The following is a 21,046-nucleotide window of genomic DNA, read 5'->3' on the forward strand; positions in this document are numbered from 1 at the left end:
TTTTTGACCTTAATACCCCACCCTAACCCTCCCCTTCGCAGGGGAGGGAGTTACCCCCGCCTTTGTGACTTCCCTTCCAAATATTCGCTAAATCACTGTAATTCGATCCCATCGCTATAAAAATTTGAAACGGCGTTCTATAAATGGAGTGTTGAGTACTTTGCACTTTCATATGGAGAACGAATGTATGACCAGTCCACTGTTTCATGGCGTGATCCCACCTGTCGCGACAATCCTGAATGAGAACGAGCAGCTTGACCGTCAGGGGATGGCGCGTCTGATTGATTTTACGATTGCAGGCGGCGTAAACGGCCTGTTTTTTCTCGGCAGTGCCGGGGAATTTGCGCATATGTCGCAGGCGCTGCGTCACGAAGTGGCGGAGTTCTGTACTCAGCACGTTGCCGGACGCGTTCCCGTCCTGATTGGCGCAGCGCATCCTGGCACAGCAGAAACACTGGCGTTCGCGCAGCATGCGAAAAGCGTCGGTGCGGATGGCGTGGTGGTGGTGAATCCTTATTACAATCCGGTGACTGAAGAAGCGCTGTATCTGCATTACCGCACGATTGCTGACAACGCGGGTTTACCGGTGATTATGTACAACTATCCGGGGCTGACCGGGCAGCCGTTGTCCGTCAGTCTGATCAAACGTCTGGCACTGGAATGCCCGAACATTGTCGGCCTGAAAGACACCGTGGACAGCCTGAACCACATCCGCGAAACGATACAGGCCGTGAAACCTGAGCGCCCTGATTTCGCGGTGTTCTCCGGGTACGATGAATATCTGTTCGGTACGCTGATCCTCGGCGGCGATGGGGCAATCCCCGCCAGCGCCAATTTCGCCCCGCAGCTGACCTGTGGAATTTACCGCGCCTTTAAAGAGAAAGATTTCGCCACCGCCGTCGCACTGCAACAACGGTTGTCATTTCTGCCGCCGCTTTACACGCTGGATACGCCAATTTACAACGTCATTAAATACGCCATTTCACAGGTCATCAGTGGAATGCCGGTGCATTCACTCAAACCGGCGCTGCCGCTGAGCAATGACAAACAGAAAATTGTGCGTGAGATTTTGAAACAAGCTGGCGTCAGCGTCGACTGCTAACCCGCCTCCCGGCCTCCCCTGAACTGCGGGAGGCAAAAACCCTCAATCTAAATCGAAATCATTACTATTCCGCTTTAATATTCGTTACTCTATTCCCATGATTTACCAAGCCGAATGACTTCATAACGCAATGATGCAAACACTCCTCGACAGTTTCCGCGAAACGCCTGTGAGCTGGGTCGCAGATACTTTCAAACCGATGTCGCCGCTGGTGACTAACGCCGTGCCGATGTCGCATCTTACGACGGCGGAAGGTTGTGCCAGCGTGCTCAAACGCTATCTGGACGCCAATGCGGCCGATGCCGCGAAGTGCGATACACGCCGGGCGCGGATCTCGATGTGGTCACAATGGTATTTCGCCACGCTGCTGCCAAGCTGGGTGATCGTCTCCTTGCGCCATGGCTGGCAGCTGCCAATCGCCGCTGAAAATGTCTATCTGTGTATGCAGGAAGAAGGCTTACCGGCGCAGATTTATCTGGATGGCGAAGGCGAAGCGCTGACGTCCGCCGAGCCTATGGCGCGTTTCGATGTGATGATCGAGCAGCAATTACGCCCTGTATGCGAAGCGCTGGCCGAATTCTCCGGTCTGAAACCGGGCATTTACTGGAGCAATGCCGCAATACGCGTCGGCTGGGGCGTCAAACAGGCGGAGCTGGTCAATGCCGATATCTCTGACGGTATGCAACTGATGGCGTCGCGGGAGCTGCGTTATGGCGGCAAAAATCCGTTATTCCAGCCGCTGCGTGCGGAAGATCCCTCCGACCCTGACAGCCCGCAATACCGCAAGCAATGTTGTCTGCGCTACGATCTGGCCGACCACGCCATGTGTCCTTCCTGCCCGTTATTGCTAGCAGAGCGAAAATCTGGCAAAAGACGTAAAACTCTCGCGGAGTAATTTGCAGATCTGCCAGCCACTTACAAAACCTGAATAAACTTAGCGTAAAAAATGATTGGATCTTAGCAGCGGATAATTATAAGAATTGGGTTATATAGACCAACGAGGTATTTATCATGACTATGAAAACACCGAAGAGCTGGCCCTCCGCTCTTAACTCGCTGGCCTCAGAGGTGATTGATTCTCTGGCGCAACCCGTTAACCGCGTATGGAATACGTTAACCGGCAAGCAAGAACCGCTCAGAGCAAGGATTGTTCATCGTTACGCGATTCCGTCTTCCCGGACGATCAGCGTCACGGAAGGATTCTTCGGATTTATTCCGGTGGAATCCTATGAGAACGAACGTTTTATTCTGGAAGTCGCTTACGCTGACAAACAGTACCAGGTAGAAGTCCCGCGGGCTTACTACCAGAAAAGCAATATCGGTGACGGCATCGACATCCACACGCTGTAATCGCACCACGTTAAACAGGCTGCTCCTTTCGAGGCGCAGCCTTTTTTTATGCCAAAAAACCTGCCTGACCCCACACTTCCCGCTTTTATTTTGTTCAATACATGAAAATTATTGACATAATAATCACCGAAATTTAGAAAATTATTTACATCTTAATTCGCCCGCCCTTTTCTTTTTCTTGTGAGGTTTATGATGACCCGCCAGGTTTCTCCCGCAGTCGCCAGCGCCAGCCAGTCACGTCGCGCACTCGTCGCCGGTTCGGTCGGCAACTTTATTGAATGGTATGAATTCGGTGTCTACGGCTATCTGGCGACGATCATCGCCGGTAACTTTTTTACGCTCGAAGGCCAGACCGGCATGACCGGTTTACTCCTGACGTATGCGTCGTTCGCGCTGGCATTTTTCTGCCGTCCGGTTGGCGCGATCATTTTTGGCCGCATCGGTGACCGTATTGGCCGCAAGCCGACACTGATCGCCGTCGTGCTGTTAATGACACTCGCCACGGCGATCATTGGTTTGCTGCCAACGTACGCACAGATTGGCGTTGCCGCCCCGCTGTTGCTGACGCTGATGCGCATGTTCCAGGGCTTGTTTGCGGGCGGTGAATTTGGCGGTGCGGTATCACTGATGACCGAATTTGCACCGAAAGGTAAACGCGGAATTTACGGCGCGTGGCAGTCATTTACCGTGTCGCTGGGCTTGCTGACCGGCGTGGCGCTGGTGGCGTTGCTGGTTCAGACATTGCCTGAGGCGCAGATGAAAGACTGGGGATGGCGTGTTCCGTTCCTGCTGGCGCTGCCGATGGGGCTGGTGGCGCTGTATCTGCGCCTGAAACTCGATGAAACGCCAAACTTTGTCGCCAGTAAAAAAGCAGAGCCGAAAGTGCAGAAAACGGCGGCGGAAAAAGCCTCTGCCATTGCCACCGCGAAGGCCATCGCGCTGGGGATTGGCCGCATGATGGGCTGGTCAGCAGGCGGTTATACTTTCCTGGTGGTCATGCCCTCTTATCTGCAAACCTCGCTGCACGCCACTTTTTTACAGGCGCTGGTGGCCACCGTGCTGGCAAACGTCGGTTTCGCGCTGGCTATTCTGCCCTCCGGCTGGCTGAGCGATAAAATCGGTCGCAAGAAAGTGATGATGATTGCCGTATTCGCGGTGATTGTGCTGAGTTTCCCGCTGCTGCATCTGCTGCAAAATCCTGAAAGCAGCCTGCTGGCGAAAGGCATTGCGGTGCTGATTGCCGGTGCGACGATCGGGATGATTGCCGGTCCGGGTCCGGCGATGCTGGCGGAAATGTTTCCGACCCGCGTGCGTTATACCGGTCTGGGATTATCCTATTCATTGTCGAACGCTGTGTTCTCCGGCTGTGCGGGACTGATCATCACCGGCCTGATTAAAGAAACCGGCAATCTCGATATTCCGGCGTATTACGTGGTCGCCACCTGCGTGGTCAGCCTGTTTGCGCTGATGTCGTTGCGCAAAGACGACCATTTACGCGATCTGGACGAATAGCCATGAGTGACACCCATTTGCAGGCGCGACTGAACGCATTACAGGGCAGCTTTTCTCCGGCGGAAACGCGCATCATCACGATGATCCGGCTCGATCCGCCGGGCGTCGCCAATATGGGTGTGACGGAGCTGGCAAAGTCCGCGCAAACCAGCACCGCCACGGTGGTACGCACCAGCAAACGGCTCGGTTTCAGTGGCTATCCGGCGCTGCGGCTGGCGTTAGCGGCAGAGTCCTCCAGCCCGATGCCTGTCGATATGCCGCTGGCCGCGAATATCGGCGAGAACGATTCGCCTAAGCAAATCCTGCAAAAGCTGCTGGAATTTGAAGTTAAAGGGGCGAATGAAACCACGCAATTACTGAGCGCGGCGACGCTCGAACAAGCAGTGGCGTTTCTTTCGCAGGCCCGGCGGATTGATATTTACGGTGCCGGTGCGTCGGCGCTGGTCGCGCAGGATTTCTGCCAGAAACTGCGGCGTATCGGCGTTGTCGCCCAGACTTACGGCAGCACCGACGAAAGTCTGGTGAGCGCCTGTCAGCTTGCCGCTGGCGATGTCGCGCTGGCAATTTCTCACTCCGGTAAGACCGCCGGAGTGGTGGAAGCCCTTTCGCAGGCTAAAGCCGCCGGCGCAACGACACTGGCGATCACCGCCAATGGCCGCGCCGCCGTCGCCCGCAAAGCGGATGTTGTGTTGAGAACCAGCAATCGCGAAATGGGTTTTCGTGCCGCTGCTATGGCCAGCCGCACCAGCCAGTTGCTGATTATCGACTGCCTGTATATCGGCGTGGCGCAGCGTCTGCCGGGCGCACGTGAGGCATTGCGCAAAACTCACGAGGCGGTACAACAGCACCGCCGCTGATATTCCTCCGTTACACGGCGCGCCTTCTATACTTCATAAAACACTCCGGTTTATGAGGGCATGCATGTTCACCCATCGTTTGGTATTTCCTGCCAGCGTCCTGCGCGGACGCGGCGCCATTAAACATCTGGGCGCGATGTGCGGACGTTTAGGCCAGCGGGCAATGTTAGTGGGCGGCCAACGCGCAATTGCCAGCGTCGAGGCGAAAGTCGCCGATCAGCTCGAGCAGCAGATGGTCAGTTATCTGGGCAGTGAAATCTTCGGCGGCGTCTGTTGTCAGGAGGAAATCAACCGGCTGGCCGACGTGTTCCGCACGCAGGGCGTGGAAGTGATTATCGCCACCGGCGGCGGCAAAGCACTGGACACCGCCAAAGCGGCTGGCGTGGCCTGTAATATTCCAGTAGTAACCTTACCGAGCATTGCGGGTACCTGTTCAGCGGTGACGTCGCTGGCGTTCCGGTATCACCAGGACGGTGAGTTCCGCGACATGATGCCATTACCCTGCGGCCCCGCCGCAGCGGTCATCGACGCTGATTTGCTGGCGACTGCCCCGCTGCAATGGCTGTCGGCGGGGATCGGCGATACGCTGGCAAAATGGTATGAATACCGCGCCATCAGCGACCTCAGTCAGCTTACCGGCCTGGCGGGTGTCGCCCGCACCAACAGTGAACTCTGCTATACGCTTATCGAACACTTCGCCGCTGACGCCTGTTTCGCCGTACAAGACGGCAAAGCCAACAACGCTCTCGAACAGGTGCTCGACGCCATTTTCCTCTACGCCGGACTGACTTCCATCATGAGCAACGGCGCACACACTGGCGCTTCCCACGCATTATATGAAGGTTTCACCGCCTGCCCGAAAACCCGTCACATCGCCCATGGCCTGCTGGTGGGTTACGGCAATCTGTGCCTGCTGGCACTGGAAAACCGCAGCGACGAGGAGTTGCTGACCGCTATCGCCCTCGCCCGCGCCAGCGCCGTTCCGACGCAGTTAGCTCATATCGCGACAGGGCTGACTGAGCAGGATCTGGCGGTGATTATCGACCGGAGCCTGAGCACGCCTGATATGGCGAACATGCCAGGCGATATTACATTTGAAGATGTCAGGAGGGGGATTGAGAGGGTTGAGGTGCTCGGGGCAAAAATTGATTAGTTTTTTGCACATGCTGTGCAAACTGGCATTAAGGTCAAGGTCGTGGGCGTCGGCCCACACCGACCAGAGACCCGGTAACGCGCGGGCCTCTGGACTCCGCGCTTTTTTTACTGCGCGCTGTCGCGGGTATGACGGACATGTTCTGGTGCATTGGTGGGTGGCGCAAATCCAGGTGCTTCGCACTGCCTTCTCTCGGTCTTCAAGCCATAGGTCTTGAAGCCGCTCCGTTCAGCTGAATTTTGAGCACGCCAGTCAACTTTTCTAAAAGATGAAAACAATCTGTCTTTGAATTTAAGATCGTGCGGGCGATTCAGAAAACTTGCTGAATGAGAGGTTGCAGACCAAAGGCTGCAATCCCGAAATGAAGGAACCGCGCAGCGGCAAGATTTCCAGCCTGTCGCTAAGGCGACTGAAACATAGCCAGCGAGCGGAGCGCACAGTAAAAGAGCCGGAGATTCTTAAGAGGCGCGGCGATAGGCGCCTCTTGAGGCCAGTTTGGGTGGCAACCCAAGGTCTTGTCGGTGTGGGCCGACGCCCACGGTCTTGAATTTGAATTTGAAATTAAAAAACTAAACGGGATTCAAAGGCACTCCTTTCAACTCCCCCACTTTTTGTTTTATCAGCTGCCTCAGCCTCAGCGATGCCTGCGATGCCGGCTGGTCCCGCCTGCTCAGCAGAATCACCTCAAACGGCAGCGGTTCCACCACCGGCACAATCTTCAGCTGATCGACATACCGCCGGGCGGTAAAGGTATCGACCACGCCGACACCGCCGCCAGCCAGCACCATGTCAGCGATCACTGAGTAGGTTTTGATGAACAGCGCAGAATGCGGCATCAGACCGTTTTCGCGCAGGACGCGGTTGAGCACCTGACCCAGCGGATCCTGCTGCTGCAACATCAGCAGATCGTTGTCACACAGCCAGGCGAGCGATACCGGCCCTTCGACGTCCGAATCTTTTGGCAGCAGCGCCACCATATTGCCCTGATAAATCGACTCGGCGACCAGTTCCTGTGTGGCCTGCTCGCCGAACGCCAGCGCGAAATCCATTTTGTATTGCAGCAGGTCCTGACTCAGAGTGTTGAAATGTCCGGTCACCAGTTCGACGCTGCCGCCGGGCGTCTGACGGCGGAAATCCACCAGCACCGGTGCCATCACGCTGTGCCCCAGCGCGTGCGCAGAACCGATGCGTACATGCTGGCCTTCGCCTTGTCGCAACTGTTCTGCCAGCTCGCCGATGGCCTGGATATGGCTGAACAGCGCCTCAACTTCCGGCATTAACCGCCGACCTTCCGGCGTCACGATTAATCCCTGCGGCGTTCGGTCGAACAAGGTAAAACCCAGTTGCTGCTCAGCGTGATTCAGTACGCGGCTGACGTTGGGTTGCGACACGTTGAGCAAACGCGCCGCGCCGCTGACGCTGCCCGCCTGTAAGACCGCCTGAAACACTTCGATGTGGCGTAAACGCATTCCTGCCCTATTTCTGCGTGGTCGCTAAGTACGAGAAGGCACTTAACAGGCTGATAATGTTGGCGACGGTCGGGCTGTGATAACCGACAGTGACCGCATCAAGACGCTCAACGCCCGGGATCAGACAGAATAAATCTGCCAGTACCGGTTTGGCGGTCATCAGCTCAAGATGATAAGGCGCGCTGAATCTTGCAGCGGTGAGCGGTGCAGGTTTGCTGACCGCAATCGTCGCCTGTTTGCGGATTTTGGCACAGGCGATAGACGGGCTGTCGGACTCGGCCGCATTGGCGGAAATCGCCCGTTTGACGCAGACATATTGCGATTCAGGGTAATAACGGCGGATCCAGGTTTCGAGGTGATCGTCGCCGGTCACCAGCCATAACGGCACATTCAGTTCCGCACCGGCAGCGGCGTATAAGTCACTTTCGCCGACCACGTTGCCGTTGAGTTTAACGCGGTAAAAGGCGCGGCCATTGATGGTATGCGCCAGTACGCCGTTTTCGCCCGCGGCAGTGTGATAGCCGACAAACATCAGGCCGTCGTATTGCTGCTGTTGCAGCCCTTCGACCATCGACAAACCGCGCGGTTTGCCCTGTACCAGACGGGCACGCGGGTCGATTTTATCGGCACGCAGGTTTTGCATCATCGCGTGGCTGTCGGCAACGGTGACTTCCATCGCGCCACCGGCAAATGCGCCGTCGATGGCGGCGTTGACTTCCCCTTCCATCAGCGCACGGGCAGCGTCGTAATCCGCATTACCCGGACTGCATTGTTCCGGGCGCATTACGCCTGCAATACCTTCAATATCCGCAGAGATAAACACTTTCATTAGTCGTTCCCTTCTTGGTTTGGTTACCAGACGGAGGCAAAACCCACACCCCATCCCAGCCTTCCCCTCGTGAGAGGGGAAGGAGCCAGGCTAGTTCGCCAGATTATCTAATACTTCACTCAACCCCAGCCGGTAATGTCCGTCGAATCCGCAGACGGTTTCTGCACTCAGTAAGGCATCAATAATAGCGTGTTCTGTGGCATCTGCCGCCAGCGCCAGCAAAGGCTCAAGTTCGGCATCCGGTAATGTGACACCGTCACGTTGCGTGGAAAACGCCAATGCGATATCCCCTGAACCGTGGCCCCAGTAACTGCCGAGACGGCCTAACCCGGCGCCGGCGCGTTTAGCGATGCGTCCGAGCTGGCGGCTGTCGAGATAACGGTCGCAGGCCATCACAATAATGATCGAACCCGCATCGACCTGCGGGGCCAGTTGCGTCTGGATTTGGGCGATGGCATCTCCGGCACGTACGCCGTCGAGGGTCAGTTCAGAGAGTTTGCCAAAGTTCGCCAGCACCAGTACGCCTAATGTCGCGTTTAACGTTTCGCACCAGCGTGAGGCTGTACCGATGCCACCTTTTAACCCGAAACAACTCATGCCCCGTCCGGCACCCACGCTGCCACGGGCGAATGTTTTTGTCGCGCCGTCGAGTGCGGTCAGCGCATCGTCTTCACTGACTGCCATCGCCTGAATATCGTTTAAATAGAAATCGTTGCACTCAAGGATAACCGGATTGATGGTGGAGTCCGGGCGGCCAATTTGCGGGAATTGCTGGCAGCTGCGTTTCACCATCGCGTTGAATAATGTGCCAGTGGCGAAGGTATTGCTGAGCAGCACCGGCGTTTGCAGTTCGCCCAGTTCCATCACCTGAATCAGCCCCATCGGTTTACCGAAACCGTTTAACACCGCCACGCCGCACGGCAGCGGTTTTTCATACAGATTATCGCCCGGCGGCACGATGGCGGTGACGCCGGTCTGCACATCTCCGGCGGCCAGCGTGCTGTGTCCGACAGTCACGCCGGTCACATCAGTCAGTGAATTGGTGGCACCACAAGGGAAGCGCGGGCGAAAAATCTGGCGCGACGTGCGCCAGCGTTGCAGCAAAGCAGACAGCGCCTGCTGCTGAAATTCATCGTCATGTTGTTGCGGAGGCATCAGTTTTCCGTTTCAGCTGTTCAGTGGCTATTACTTTTTCAGTTTAGGATCCAGCGTGTCGCGCAGCGCGTCGCCGAGCAGATTAAATGCCAGAACCGTGAGGAATATCGCCAGCCCCGGGAACACGCTGACGTTCCATTTGCCCGCCATCATCATATTGCGACTCATCGCCAGAATATTGCCCCACTCCGGCACGTCCGGTTCCGGCCCCAGACCGATAAAACTCAGGCTGGCGGCCGTCAGAATACTGGTACCGATACGCATGGTGAAATAGACGATCACGTTCGACAGCGTACCCGGCAGGATATGGCGTAAAATCACCACCCTGTCCGGCGCGCCGGCGCAGCGAACCGCTTCGACATAAGCACTTTGTTTAATCGATAACGTGGCGGCGCGCACGATGCGGGCAAATACCGGCACGCTGAATACCGCAACCGCGATGATCACGTTGTTCAGCCCCGGACCAAGAATAGCCACGACGGCAATGGCCAGCAACATGCCCGGAAAAGCGAACAAGACGTCGGAACCGCGCATGATCAGCATGTCGAGCCAGCGGCCATAATATCCGGCCAGCAATCCCAGCAATACACCGGCGATCATGCCGAGCGTCACGGAGAAAATGCCAACATAAAGGGATATGCGCGCGCCATAGATGATGCGGCTGAGAACATCTCGTCCCAAATCGTCGGTGCCAAACCAGTGCTCCGGCGTGGGGCCGACACCCAGCGCCATCCAGTCCGGCGTCATCGGGTCAAAAGGTGCCAGCCACGGCGCGAATATCGCCACAAGTACCAGCAGCAGGATAAATCCGCCGGACACCAGCGCCATCGGATGGCGAAGAAACGTGTGGAAAAAGTCGTACCACGGCGAACGGATATCATCGTTTTGCGAGGCTACCGCAGCCGGTGTGGTTTCTTCCAGCACAGAGACAGGATCGGTCATGAGCAGCTCCTAACGCAGACGGATTGCCGGATTGACCACCGCATAAAGCAGGTCAACCAGCAGATTTATCAGAATAAATTCAAACACGAACAGCATCACCAGCGCCTGAATGACCGGCTGATCCTGCGTCTTGATGGATTCAATCAGTAACCAGCCGAGCCCCGGCCAGCTAAACACGCTTTCGACAATAATTGAGCCGCCGAGCAAAAAACCAAACTGCAAGCCGAGCATGGTGATAATCGGGATCAGCGCATTGCGCATGATGTGTTTCCACGTCACCAGCCGCGCACGTAATCCTTTGGCGTTGGCGGTGCGCACGTAATCTTCCTGCGCCACGTCGAGAAACGCCGAGCGGGTGAAGCGCGCCATCACTGCCGCCACCGAGGAACCGAGGGTGATCGCCGGTAAGATAATGTCAGCGGGCGAATTAAAGCCGCTGACGGCGAATATCCCGAACGGCATGGCGACAAACTGGATCAGCAACAAACCGAGCCAGAACGGCGGCATGGAAATTCCACCGACCGCCATGCTCATCAGTGTCCAGTCCTGCCATTTTCCGCGTTTGAGCGCTGACACCACGCCAATCACCAGCCCGAGCACCACCGACCACGCGAAGCCCGCCAGCGCCAGTAACAGCGTTGGCATAAAACCACTTTCAATCACACTTAACACCGGCTGACGCGTGCGATACGTCGTGCCCAGATCGCCGTGAACCATACCGTTCAGCCAGTGCCAGTACTGCGCGGGCAGCGGATCGTTAAGGCCAAGCAGTTGCCGTGCTGACTCAACCGCCTCAATCGGCGCATCCTGACCGGCGTAAATACGCGCAGGGTCACCCGGCAGCAGCTTGATAAAGCCGAAAACCAGCAACGACACCACCAGTAAAACGGGGATCATTTCCAGTATCCGGCGGATAAAATAGGTCAGCATAAAAGTGTTTCCCTGAACCTGAATATTGATGGTGGTGTGCTCTTCCCCCTGCTAAGAGGGAAGCAGACCGGAACACGCATTGGTTTTGCCCTTTGCTCCTCCCCCTGCGAAGGGGGAAGCAGACCGGAACATGCATTGGCTTTGCCCTTTGCTCCTCCCCCTGCGAAGGGGGAAGCAGACCGGAACATGCATTGGCTTTGCCCTTTGCTCCTCCCCCTGCGAAGGGGGAGGTTGGGAGGGGGTTTTAAAGGCTAACACCCTGTTTAAACAAACCTTAACATCAGTTTTTGACCTTAATACCCCACCCCAGCCCTCCCCTTCGCAGGGGAGGGAGTTGACCAAAATCTGCTTAAGCTCCGGGAGCAAAAAATTATTTAAACTGTGCCTGATTAAAAATCAGCGAGCCGTCGGCCAGCATATAGACGCCGGAAAGGTCTTTGCTTTTACCGACCAGATTGTCCGGTACGCCGAGATAGGCCACCGGTGCATCCGCCCACAACAATTTCTGCGCATCGGCATACGCCGCTTTGCGTTTTTCGACGTCAGCGGTTTGCAGACCGGCAGTGATCGCCGCATCCACCTTTTTGTTGCTGTAATAAGAGACGTTATACGCCGACGGGATCCAGGATTCGGTGGCGAACAGCGGACGCAACGCCCAGTCTGCATCACCCGTCGAGGCCGACCAGGCGCCGTAATACATTTCTACTTTCGCATCTGCCGGTTTCGGCGTGCTCCACAGACGCTGCGTCAGCGTACCGGAATCCATCGGCACCAGTTTCACGCGCACACCGATCAGGGAAAGCTGTTGTTTCAGGAACTGCGCGCTGCGGATACGGTCGGTCTTGTTCGAGCTCCACATTTCAACGTCAAAGCCCTTTTCATATCCGGCTTCTTTCATCAGCGCTTTGGCTTTGGCAATGTTATAGCTGTAATCCGGCGTGGTTTGTTTCTGATAGAACTGGACATTTTTCGGCAGCGGCGAAGTGGACGGCGATCCCAGACCGGCGAAACCGACTTTCAGCCACAGATTGCGGTCGATGGCGTAGTTAATCGCCTGACGGACGCGCACATCCGAGAACTCTTTTTTCTGCGTATTAAAGGCGATGTAATACAGATAGATGCCCGGATCCTGCGCGATATCCAGCTTCGGATCGCTTTTCACGGTTTCCACCAGATCCGATGGCAACGGATAGACCGCATCCACGCCGCCAGATTTCAGTTTTGCCACCTGTGTGGAATCTTCCGGCGTCGGATACAGCGTGACGGAATCCACTTTCGGCCAGCCTTTCTGCCAGTAGTTGTCATATTTCACCAGCTTGACGTCTTTACCCTGCTGCCATTCCACAAACTTGAACGGGCCGGTGCCGACCGGATGCACACTCAGATCCTGCTCATTCGGATATTGTTTCAGGGATGCCGGGCTGTGCATGGCCGCTGAAGGATGCGCGAGGGTGTTGATCATCGCGCCGAACGGTTTGTTGAGGGTGATTTTCACCTGGTACGGGCTGACGGCTTCGACGGATTTAATCATGCTGAACAGCGAGTTACGTTTCAGGTGACTGGCCGGATTAGCCAGACGATCAAGGTTAGCTTTGACCGCGTCGGCGTTGAACGGCGTACCGTCCTGGAAGGTCACGTCGTGGCGCAGATTGATGGTAAATTCGGTGGCATCGCTGTTACTGGTGTAATCGGTCGCCAGCACCGGCACGACGGCCATCTTGCTGTCGAACTGGAACAGGCGTTCAAAGATGCCGCTCTGAATGGAATAACTCAGCGTATCGGTGGTGTCGTGCGGGTCAAAACCGGTCACGTCCGCATACATGGAAATACGCAAATCTTTGGCCTGAGCAGACGCCGCAAAGCAAAGCGCCAGTCCGGCGGCAAGCAGGCTCTTACGCAGTAAAGTCGAATGCATGGTGTTCTCCTGTGTGTCCCAAAAAAGAAAGTTGAGTTATCCCTGTGCGACCCAGTGATGTTCACTGACGCGGGAATATTTGAGTTTTTCTATCTGTACACCCGCCGGATGCACCGGCGATTTCACTTCCACATCATCGAACTGACGCAACGCACGCTGCGTCGGATCCGCCACCGGCACCGAACTGAGCAGGCGTCGGGTATAGGGATGCTGAGGATTGCTAAACACGGAGTCGCGGGGACCAATCTCCACAATCTGTCCGCTGTACATCACCGCTACGCGGTTAGCGATACGCTCCACGACGGCCATGTCGTGCGAAATAAACAACCACGCCACGCCGGTATCGCGCTGTAAATCCATCATCAGGTTGACTACCTGCGCCTGAATCGACACATCCAGCGCCGACACCGCTTCGTCAGCAATAATCACCTGCGGCTGCAACGCCATCGCGCGGGCAATGGCGATACGCTGACGCTGTCCGCCGGAGAATTCGTGCGGATAACGCCGCGCATGGGAAGATTCAAGACCGACGCTTTTCAGCAACTGATTCACTACCGGCGTGGCATCAGCCAGTGATTTTTTCAGGCCGTGCAGTAACAAGGGTTCGGCAATGGAAAAACCGACAGTCAGACGCGGATTGAGCGAAGCGTAGGGATCCTGAAACACCATCTGGATCTGACGGCGCACCGCCTGAAACGGCGTGTCGCGCATCAGGGTAATTTCTTTGCCTTCGAGATGAATACTTTCGGATTCACTGCCCACCAGCCGCAGGATTGCGCGGCCTGTGGTGGATTTACCGCAGCCACTCTCGCCCACCAGCGCCAGCGTTTCGCCCGGCCAGATGGAGAAATCAATTTGCTCAACGGCATGGACTTCTTTGGTCACGCGTGACAATACGCCGGAACGGATCGGATAGCAGACGCGCAACCCGCGCACGTCGAGCAGCGGTAGCGCAGCGTAATTAGCGGTTTTCTGGTCGTCTTCCGCTGGCGGAATGTGAGGCAGATCACCTGCAACCGATTGCTTTTCGGGCGAAATATTTTGACCGGTTTTGGCGGCTAACAGCGGGAAGCGGCGTGGCCATTTAAGCCCCTGCATATCACCCAGTTTCGGCACGGCAGCCAGTAAAGCGCGGGTATAAGGATGCTGGGCGTTGGCGAAAATCTCGGTCACGCTGCCCTGCTCCACGACTTTGCCCTGATACATCACCACCACACGGTCAGCGATTTCCGCCACCACGCCCATGTCATGCGTAATGAACAGAACCGACATCTCGGTGCCCTGTTGCAGGTCACGCAAAATTTGCAGAATGCGCGCCTGCACCGTGACATCCAGCGCGGTTGTTGGTTCGTCGGCAATCAGCAATGCCGGATCACAGGCCAGCGCCTGCGCAATCATCACCCGCTGACGCATGCCGCCGGAGAGTTCATGCGGATAACATCTGAGGATGCGTTCGACGTCAGGAATACGAACCTGTTTCAGCAATTCACGGGCTTTATTCAGCGCCGTGGCTTTACTGGCGATGCCATGATCCAGCAGCCCTTCGGTCAGCTGATCGCCAACGCGCAGCACCGGATTGAGCGAGGTCATCGGCTCCTGGAAGATCATCGACATTTCCTGGCCGCGTAGCTTCCGGCGTGATTCTGCGGACATCGACGTCAGCGCATGACGCGTGCCGTTACGGCCAAAAAATTCGATACTGCCCGCGTCAATGTGCGCCGAATCCGGCAGCAGCCCCATGACGCTTAGTGAGGTGACGGACTTACCAGATCCGCTTTCACCGACCACCGCCACCACTTCACCTTTATTCACCGAGAAGGAAACGCCTTTCAGCGCCTGCGTTTTGCCTTGCCGGCCGGAGAACGTCACCGACAAATCGTTAATCTGCAAAATGGGCACTGTCATCAATAAACGCCTCCTTTATAGGCTGAACTGTTAAAGCCAGACTTCACCGTTTTCATAACGTAATGCCGGTTCGGCGTCCTGCGACAGCCAGATGGGCCCGTCGAGATCGACACGTTCCGCCTGCACCGCCACCGGCAACGCGGCTTCCATGGCGATGGAAGAACCGAGCATGCAACCGACCATAATCCGTAAACCGAACTGCCGCGCCACGCCGGTCATCGCCAGCGCTTCTGTCAGGCCACCGCATTTGTCGAGCTTGATGTTGATCATCTCGTAACGGTCGCGCAGGCCTTCAATATCGGCACACTCATGACAGCTTTCATCGGCGCAGACAGGAATGGGATGCAAACAACGCACCAGATCGTGGTCATTACCGGCAGGAAGTGGCTGTTCGATCATCGCTACGTTCAATTCATGCAGCGCCTCAAACACACTGCCGAGATCTAAACCCGACCAGGCCTCATTCGCGTCTACCACCAGCGTGGCGTGTGGCGCAGCGGCGCGGATTGCCGCCACTTTCTCTATTATCTGCTCGCGGTCGAGTTTAATTTTCAGCAACTGCGCGCCACCGGCAACGGCCACTTCTGCCGCTTTCGCCATATTTCCCAGTGAATCCAGGCTCAGTGTTTCCGCGGTAATCACGGAAACAGGCTTCGGCATATCAAGCAGTTGCCACAGGTCTTTGCCCTATTTTGCCGCATCAAGACGCCACATTGCACAATCGAGGGCATTACGCGCCGATCCCATTGGCAACGCCTGCTGTAATGCGTCGCGGCTCAGCCCCTGTTCCACCTGCGGGCGGATAAGCTCAAGTTGTTCGCACACGCTTTGTGGCGATTCCTGATAACGGGTGGTCGGCGTGCATTCTCCGACGGCGGTAAATTCGCCGTCGGTCAGGGAAACGCGCACCACCGTGACAGCGGTGCGTGTACCACGGGAAATCGCAAACGGCTTTGCCAGCGGCAGTTCGACGGACTGGAAAGTCATCTGAGTCATCAGCCGTTGTCCTTAATCCATTGCGCGATATTTTTGATGCCGAAACGCACCGGGTCAGTGGCAGGCACGCCGAATTCTTCGCTGATTTCAGCCAGCGCGATTTTCGCTTCTTCTTCACTGACCGCCGACGTATTCAGCGAGAAACCGGCGATTTTGACATCCGGGCTGGTGAGGCTGGCAGCCGCCAGATTGGTATCAAGGCACTGACGCAGCGTTGGCATGAACTGGTGTGGCAGATGACGCATATGCGGGCGACCAAGCTCATGACACATCACCAATAAATGCGCCTGCGCGCCGTGGATAAGCCCCATGCTGACACCGGCAAAAGACGGGTGATACAGCGAGCCCTGACCTTCGATGATGTCCCAGTGATCGTCGTCATTGGCCGGAGACAGCGCTTCAACCGCGCCGGAAATAAAATCGGCAATCACCGCATCAATCGCAATGCCAGCCCCCGCCACCAGCACACCGGTCTGACCGGTTGCGCGGAAATCGGCTTTTAAATCCAGTTCACGCATGGCCGCTTCCAGCGCCAGCGAGGTGTACATTTTGCCGACCGAACAATCGGTACCGACGGTGAGAATACGTTTACCGCTGCGTTTTTTGCCGGTGCCGGTATCGAGTTCCGGTTGCATGTGACGCACGTCAAACAGCGCTACGTGATGCTCTTTAGCCAGCTCGACCAGTTCAGGAATGTCGTTCAGCCCCTGATGCAGGCCGTTGGCGACGTTAAGCCCGGCGCGGATCGCCGCTTTGATCGAATCCAGCCAGTGTGTCGGTAATTTACCGCCGGAGTTCGCGGTGCCCAGCACCATGGTTTTCGCGCCCTGCGCTTTGGCCGTTTCGATGTCGAGTTCGGGCAATCCCAGTGACACCGAATCCGTCGCCAGACGAATTTGCCCGACGCAGGCTTCAGGACGCCAGACGTGAATGCCGCGCGCGGTTTTCGCGGCCAGCGGATCCATCACATCGCCAAGGAATAAAAGATACGGCTTTGGAATTTGCTGCATGTCAGTTTCTCCGGGATTCTTTTTTTAATGGGTTTTAATAAGACCCGGTCAATATTCCACGGGAGAAAGCTGCTGACGAATACTTGTTTGGCTTTGGGGTATAACCTGCGGCTATAGGTTTAGCTACATGAATTTATTATGGTTATTTGAAAATGAGGAACGCGGTCAGGGAGGGAGAAATGACAGGCACAAAAAAAGGCAGAGCCAATGAAACTCTGCCTTTGCGATTACCTTTTTCAGACACAGAATGGGGTAATAATTTAGTTCACTAACTTAGAAGCGGTAAGTCAGTGCTACAGCAACGATGTCATCAGAGCTTACGCCCAGTTTGTTGTTGTCATCGATCTGGTTGATCATGTAGTCAACATAGGTGTACATGTTTTTGTTGAAGTAGTAAGTCGCACCGATTTCGAAGTATTTAACCAGGTCTACATCGCCGATACCGTTTTCAACATCTTTCGCTTTAGACTGCACGTAACCGATTGACGGACGCAGACCGTTTTCGAACTGGTACTGTGCCACTAACTCATAACCCTGAGTTTTGTTCGCGTAGCCGCCTGGGATGGGTGCCAGGTTACGGGTTTCGTTATACATTGCAGACAGATAAATCTGGTTAGCATCGTATTTCAGAGCCGTTGCCCATGCAGACGCTTTATCACCGCCGCCGATAGCGGAGTCACTTTGTGCGTTAGTACGGTCAGATGAAGAACCTGCGATAACAGCACCGATGCCGGAACCTGCGATATCTTCATAATCGATGGATGCGCCGTAACCGTCGCCGTTCGCTTTAGTAGATGCACGACCGTCGCCTTCGTTTTTACCCTGGTATTGCAGGGCAATGTTCAGGCCAGTGACCAGACCGAAGAAGTCCTGGTTACGGTAAGTGGCCAGGCCGCCTGAACGACCTACCATGTAGTTATCGGAGTTAGCGGTATCACCACCAAACTCTGGCAGCATATCGGTGAAGCCCAGTGCGTCGTAAACCACACCGTAGTTACGGCCGTAGTCGAAAGAACCGAAATCTTTCACTTTCAGGCCAGCAAAGCCCAGACGGGTTTTGTTACCCAGGTCGCCCTGAGATTCTGCATGGTTAGCCTGAATATTATATTCCCACTGGCCATAACCGGTCAGTGTGTCGTTAATTTGAGTTTCGCCTTTAAAGCCCAGACGCGCATAAGTCATGTCGCCGTCAGAACTTTTGTCATCGGAGAAATAATGCTTAGCGGTTACGCGACCGTAGAGGTCCAGTTTGTTACCGTCTTTATTATAAATCTCAGCTGCATTCGCGGTAGAACCCACTGCAATTAAAGAGACCGCTAAGGCCAACACACTGCGCTTCATCATTATTTAAGTTTCCTTGATTTTTTTATAAAGGATTTCTCATGCCCGTTCTTTTATAGGACTGAAATATTGGGCTGTGAGTATTTGTACATGTTTTAAAATACGTCTGTCTGTAAAACGATTTGAACCTTAACACTGAGCACGAAAAGTTAAAATGGAAAAGTTCGCCTCGATAAGTCTTTTTTGAGTAAAGAGTTGTAACATTATGTTTCTACCATAAGGCGCTAAACCCCTGATTATATGCGGTTTTCGCATAACAATTTGCACCATCACAGTGCATCGCACCATTAATGTGCAAATAGTTTGTAAATTTGTAAAGTAGTTGCAAGCGGGATCACCTTTATCAAAAGGTTTTTTTCTGTTAACAATCGTTAAGGAATTAGTGCTATCTGAAAAGGCGTTGCATTTAAATAGTGCATAGCATGGTAATCATTTTGATGTGAACTTCATTATCTAATTAATAGAAAAAGCAGCCATAAGATTTTTGTACTACGCAATTTTTTTCCGATTAGGATTTTTAATAAGGATACTGAACAAAATAAAGCCAAACTCAGAGAGGCGATAATTACCTGAGTGATTAAATTGAACGAAGTTGAATATTTCCCATTGCCCATATTGGGTTATTTTTATTCAAAACGGGCTTTTGTTCACGACGGGCATATTAAAAGAAAGAACATGTCTTAAGCGGATCAGGAAATTTTCGGGGAATAATTTGCTGTTGAGTGGCGAGAAAACCGTAAGAAGGTCCTCCCCGTTACCAGGGAGGATGCTGAAGATTAGCGGAACTGCGCGGCGTGAAGTTGTGCGTAACGACCCTGTTGAGCAAGCAGAGATTCATGCGTGCCCTGCTCAACAATACCTTCTTTATCGACCACGATAATGCGGTCGGCATTCTGAATAGTTGCCAGACGATGAGCAATCACCAGCGTGGTGCGCCCTTCAGAAAGTTCTGCCAGTGACTGCTGAATGGCCTGTTCGGTCGCTGTATCCAGTGCGGACGTTGCTTCGTCGAGGATCAGGATCGGCGGGTTTTTGAGGAAAATTCGCGCGATCGACAAACGCTGTTTCTGACCGCCGGAAAGCTTCACGCCCCGCTCACCAATTACGGTATCCATACCCAGCGGCAACGCGTCAATCACGTCATCAAGGCGTGCGCGACTGGCGGCCAGGCGAATTTCCGCTTCGCTGGCATCGAGCTTACCATAAGCAATGTTCTCGCGGATTGTCCCGCCAAACAGGAAAACATCCTGCTGCACGATGCCGATGTTATGACGCAGCGACGTCTGGGTCATGTCGCGGATATCAATGCCATCGATGGAAATGCTGCCGCTGTCCAGCTCATAAAAACGGGGCAGCAGCGAACACAAGGTGGTTTTCCCCGCACCGGAAGGCCCGACGAACGCCAGCGTTTCTCCGGCATTAATAGAAAGCGTGATGCCGTTGAGAATTTTGCTCACCGGCGTGTAGCCGAAGACGACATTGTCGTAATGAATGTCACCGCGTAAGTGACTGACCACCTGTGCGCCCGGCCGGTCAGTGATATCCGGCGAGGTGTCGATAAGCTGCGTGAAGCGTTTAAAACCGGCAATCCCTTTCGGATAGCTTTCCAGTACCGAGCTGATTTTCGCCACTGGTCGGAAAAACACTTCCACCAGCAACAGGAAACCGACAAATCCGCCGTAGGTCAGCTGGTCATTAATCACATACCAGGTTCCGGCGATCATCACGATGATCTGCACCAGACGGGTACTGAGGTAACTCAGCGTCAGACTTGCGGTCATGATCTTGTAGGCTTTCAGCTTAGTGATGCGGTAGTTATTGTTATCCGACGCAAACAGCTTTTGCTCATGATCTTCGTTGGCAAAGGCTTTCACCACGCGAATACCACCGATGCTTTCTTCTATACGTGCGTTGAAATTACCCACCATCCCGAACAGGCGTCGCCAGGTGTCGGTCATCTGCGCACCATAACGGCTGACCATCCAGGTCATTGCCGGAACAATAATGATGGTCATCAGCGCCAGCTGGACATGTACCGTCGCCATCAGGATAAACGCACCGATAAAGGTCATCACTGCAATGAACACATCTTCCGGACCGTGATGCGCAATCTCCCCCACTTCTTCCAGATCTTTGGTGACGTGGGTAATGATGTGACCGGTTTTGGTGTTGTCGTAATAACGGAAAGACAGTTTCTGTAAATGGCTGAACGCCTGAGCACGCATGTCAGTTTCAATCCCGACGCCCAGCGCGTGTCCCCAGTAGTTCACAATCGCCATCAGTAAGGTGTTGATCACATAAATCAGCAGCAAACCGACGGTCGCGCCAATGATCAGCACCCAGTCGTGTGCGGGCAGCAACTTATCAATAAAGGTTTTGATCGCCATCGGGAAACCCAGTTCCAGTAACCCGGCCAGAATGGCGCATCCGAAATCCAGGAAGAACAGCTTTTTATAAGGAACGTAATAAGAGAAGAAACGGCGGAGCATCAGGCATCCTCATAGAAACGACCCGAAGGCGGGCAAGTCCGTCAGTCTAAATGAAAATGGTTATCGATAAAGATAATTTTAGACCCGCCCC

General features: G+C 54.7%; 16 protein-coding genes and 1 pseudogene. 6 read left to right on the forward strand and 11 right to left on the reverse strand.

Annotated elements, in window-relative coordinates:
• Positions 1-187 precede the first annotated feature (187 nt).
• The 6 genes from ACJY2G_RS18500 to ACJY2G_RS18525 all read left to right on the forward strand — a co-directional run bounded on the left by ACJY2G_RS18500 (position 188) and on the right by ACJY2G_RS18525 (position 5,974).
• The gene (locus ACJY2G_RS18500; RefSeq protein ID WP_430320131.1) at positions 188-1,102 is read left to right on the forward strand and encodes a dihydrodipicolinate synthase family protein; all 915 of its coding nucleotides are present in this window, start codon (positions 188-190) and stop codon (positions 1,100-1,102) included.
• A gap of 130 nt (positions 1,103-1,232) precedes the next feature.
• On the forward strand, positions 1,233-1,997 hold the full coding sequence (gene fhuF, locus ACJY2G_RS18505) for a siderophore-iron reductase FhuF (RefSeq protein ID WP_112291665.1): 765 nt from the start codon (positions 1,233-1,235) through the stop codon (positions 1,995-1,997).
• Positions 1,998-2,113: 116 nt separating this feature from the next.
• Entirely contained in the window at positions 2,114-2,452 is a 339-nt protein-coding gene (locus ACJY2G_RS18510; protein ID WP_013575718.1) for a hypothetical protein, read from the forward strand.
• Positions 2,453-2,644: 192 nt separating this feature from the next.
• Complete coding sequence (locus ACJY2G_RS18515; RefSeq protein ID WP_112291667.1) at positions 2,645-3,964, forward strand: MFS transporter; 1,320 nt, start codon at positions 2,645-2,647, stop codon at positions 3,962-3,964.
• A 2-nt stretch (positions 3,965-3,966) separates the two neighbouring features.
• Positions 3,967-4,821, forward strand: a complete 855-nt coding sequence (locus ACJY2G_RS18520) for a MurR/RpiR family transcriptional regulator (RefSeq protein WP_430320130.1) — start codon at positions 3,967-3,969, stop codon at positions 4,819-4,821.
• A gap of 64 nt (positions 4,822-4,885) precedes the next feature.
• Positions 4,886-5,974, forward strand: a complete 1,089-nt coding sequence (locus ACJY2G_RS18525; RefSeq protein ID WP_430320129.1) for an iron-containing alcohol dehydrogenase family protein — start codon at positions 4,886-4,888, stop codon at positions 5,972-5,974.
• A 569-nt stretch (positions 5,975-6,543) separates the two neighbouring features.
• Here the strand turns inward: ACJY2G_RS18525 and ACJY2G_RS18530 are convergent.
• From ACJY2G_RS18530 to ACJY2G_RS18580, 11 genes and pseudogenes are all read right to left on the reverse strand, one after another.
• A complete protein-coding gene (locus ACJY2G_RS18530; protein WP_129640101.1) occupies positions 6,544-7,443 on the reverse strand; it encodes a LysR family transcriptional regulator in 900 nt (299 codons plus the stop codon).
• 7 nt (positions 7,444-7,450) lie between these two features.
• Positions 7,451-8,272 (reverse strand): M55 family metallopeptidase, encoded by an 822-nt coding sequence (locus ACJY2G_RS18535; protein ID WP_120162987.1) that lies wholly within the window; start codon positions 8,270-8,272, stop codon positions 7,451-7,453.
• Between the two features lie 90 nt (positions 8,273-8,362).
• Positions 8,363-9,427 carry a P1 family peptidase gene (locus ACJY2G_RS18540; protein WP_430320127.1) on the reverse strand — a complete coding sequence of 355 codons (1,065 nt, stop codon included), beginning with the start codon at positions 9,425-9,427 and terminating at the stop codon, positions 8,363-8,365.
• A 30-nt stretch (positions 9,428-9,457) separates the two neighbouring features.
• A complete protein-coding gene (locus ACJY2G_RS18545) occupies positions 9,458-10,369 on the reverse strand; it encodes an ABC transporter permease subunit (RefSeq protein WP_430320126.1) in 912 nt (303 codons plus the stop codon).
• Positions 10,370-10,378: 9 nt separating this feature from the next.
• Positions 10,379-11,299 carry an ABC transporter permease subunit gene (locus ACJY2G_RS18550; RefSeq protein WP_112292023.1) on the reverse strand — a complete coding sequence of 307 codons (921 nt, stop codon included), beginning with the start codon at positions 11,297-11,299 and terminating at the stop codon, positions 10,379-10,381.
• Between the two features lie 370 nt (positions 11,300-11,669).
• Positions 11,670-13,214 carry a glutathione ABC transporter substrate-binding protein gene (locus ACJY2G_RS18555; RefSeq protein WP_430320125.1) on the reverse strand — a complete coding sequence of 515 codons (1,545 nt, stop codon included), beginning with the start codon at positions 13,212-13,214 and terminating at the stop codon, positions 11,670-11,672.
• Positions 13,215-13,250: 36 nt separating this feature from the next.
• Entirely contained in the window at positions 13,251-15,119 is a 1,869-nt protein-coding gene (locus tag ACJY2G_RS18560; protein WP_430320124.1) for an ABC transporter ATP-binding protein, read from the reverse strand.
• A 30-nt stretch (positions 15,120-15,149) separates the two neighbouring features.
• Positions 15,150-16,115: pseudogene (dgcA, locus tag ACJY2G_RS18565) on the reverse strand (N-acetyl-D-Glu racemase DgcA).
• The gene (gene dgcN / locus ACJY2G_RS18570; RefSeq protein ID WP_129639915.1) at positions 16,115-17,125 is read right to left on the reverse strand and encodes an N-acetyltransferase DgcN; all 1,011 of its coding nucleotides are present in this window, start codon (positions 17,123-17,125) and stop codon (positions 16,115-16,117) included. Before dgcN ends, dgcA begins: the two are co-directional and overlap by 1 nt.
• 273 nt (positions 17,126-17,398) lie before the next feature.
• Positions 17,399-18,469, reverse strand: coding sequence for a porin (locus tag ACJY2G_RS18575; RefSeq protein ID WP_120162993.1), 1,071 nt, complete (start codon positions 18,467-18,469; stop codon positions 17,399-17,401).
• Positions 18,470-19,242: 773 nt separating this feature from the next.
• Positions 19,243-20,955, reverse strand: coding sequence for an ABC transporter ATP-binding protein (locus ACJY2G_RS18580; RefSeq protein WP_120162994.1), 1,713 nt, complete (start codon positions 20,953-20,955; stop codon positions 19,243-19,245).
• Between the last annotated feature and the right edge of the window lie 91 nt (positions 20,956-21,046).

The organism is Rahnella sp. ATs2, assembly GCF_051851855.1.
Classification (GTDB): domain Bacteria; phylum Pseudomonadota; class Gammaproteobacteria; order Enterobacterales; family Enterobacteriaceae; genus Rahnella; species Rahnella variigena.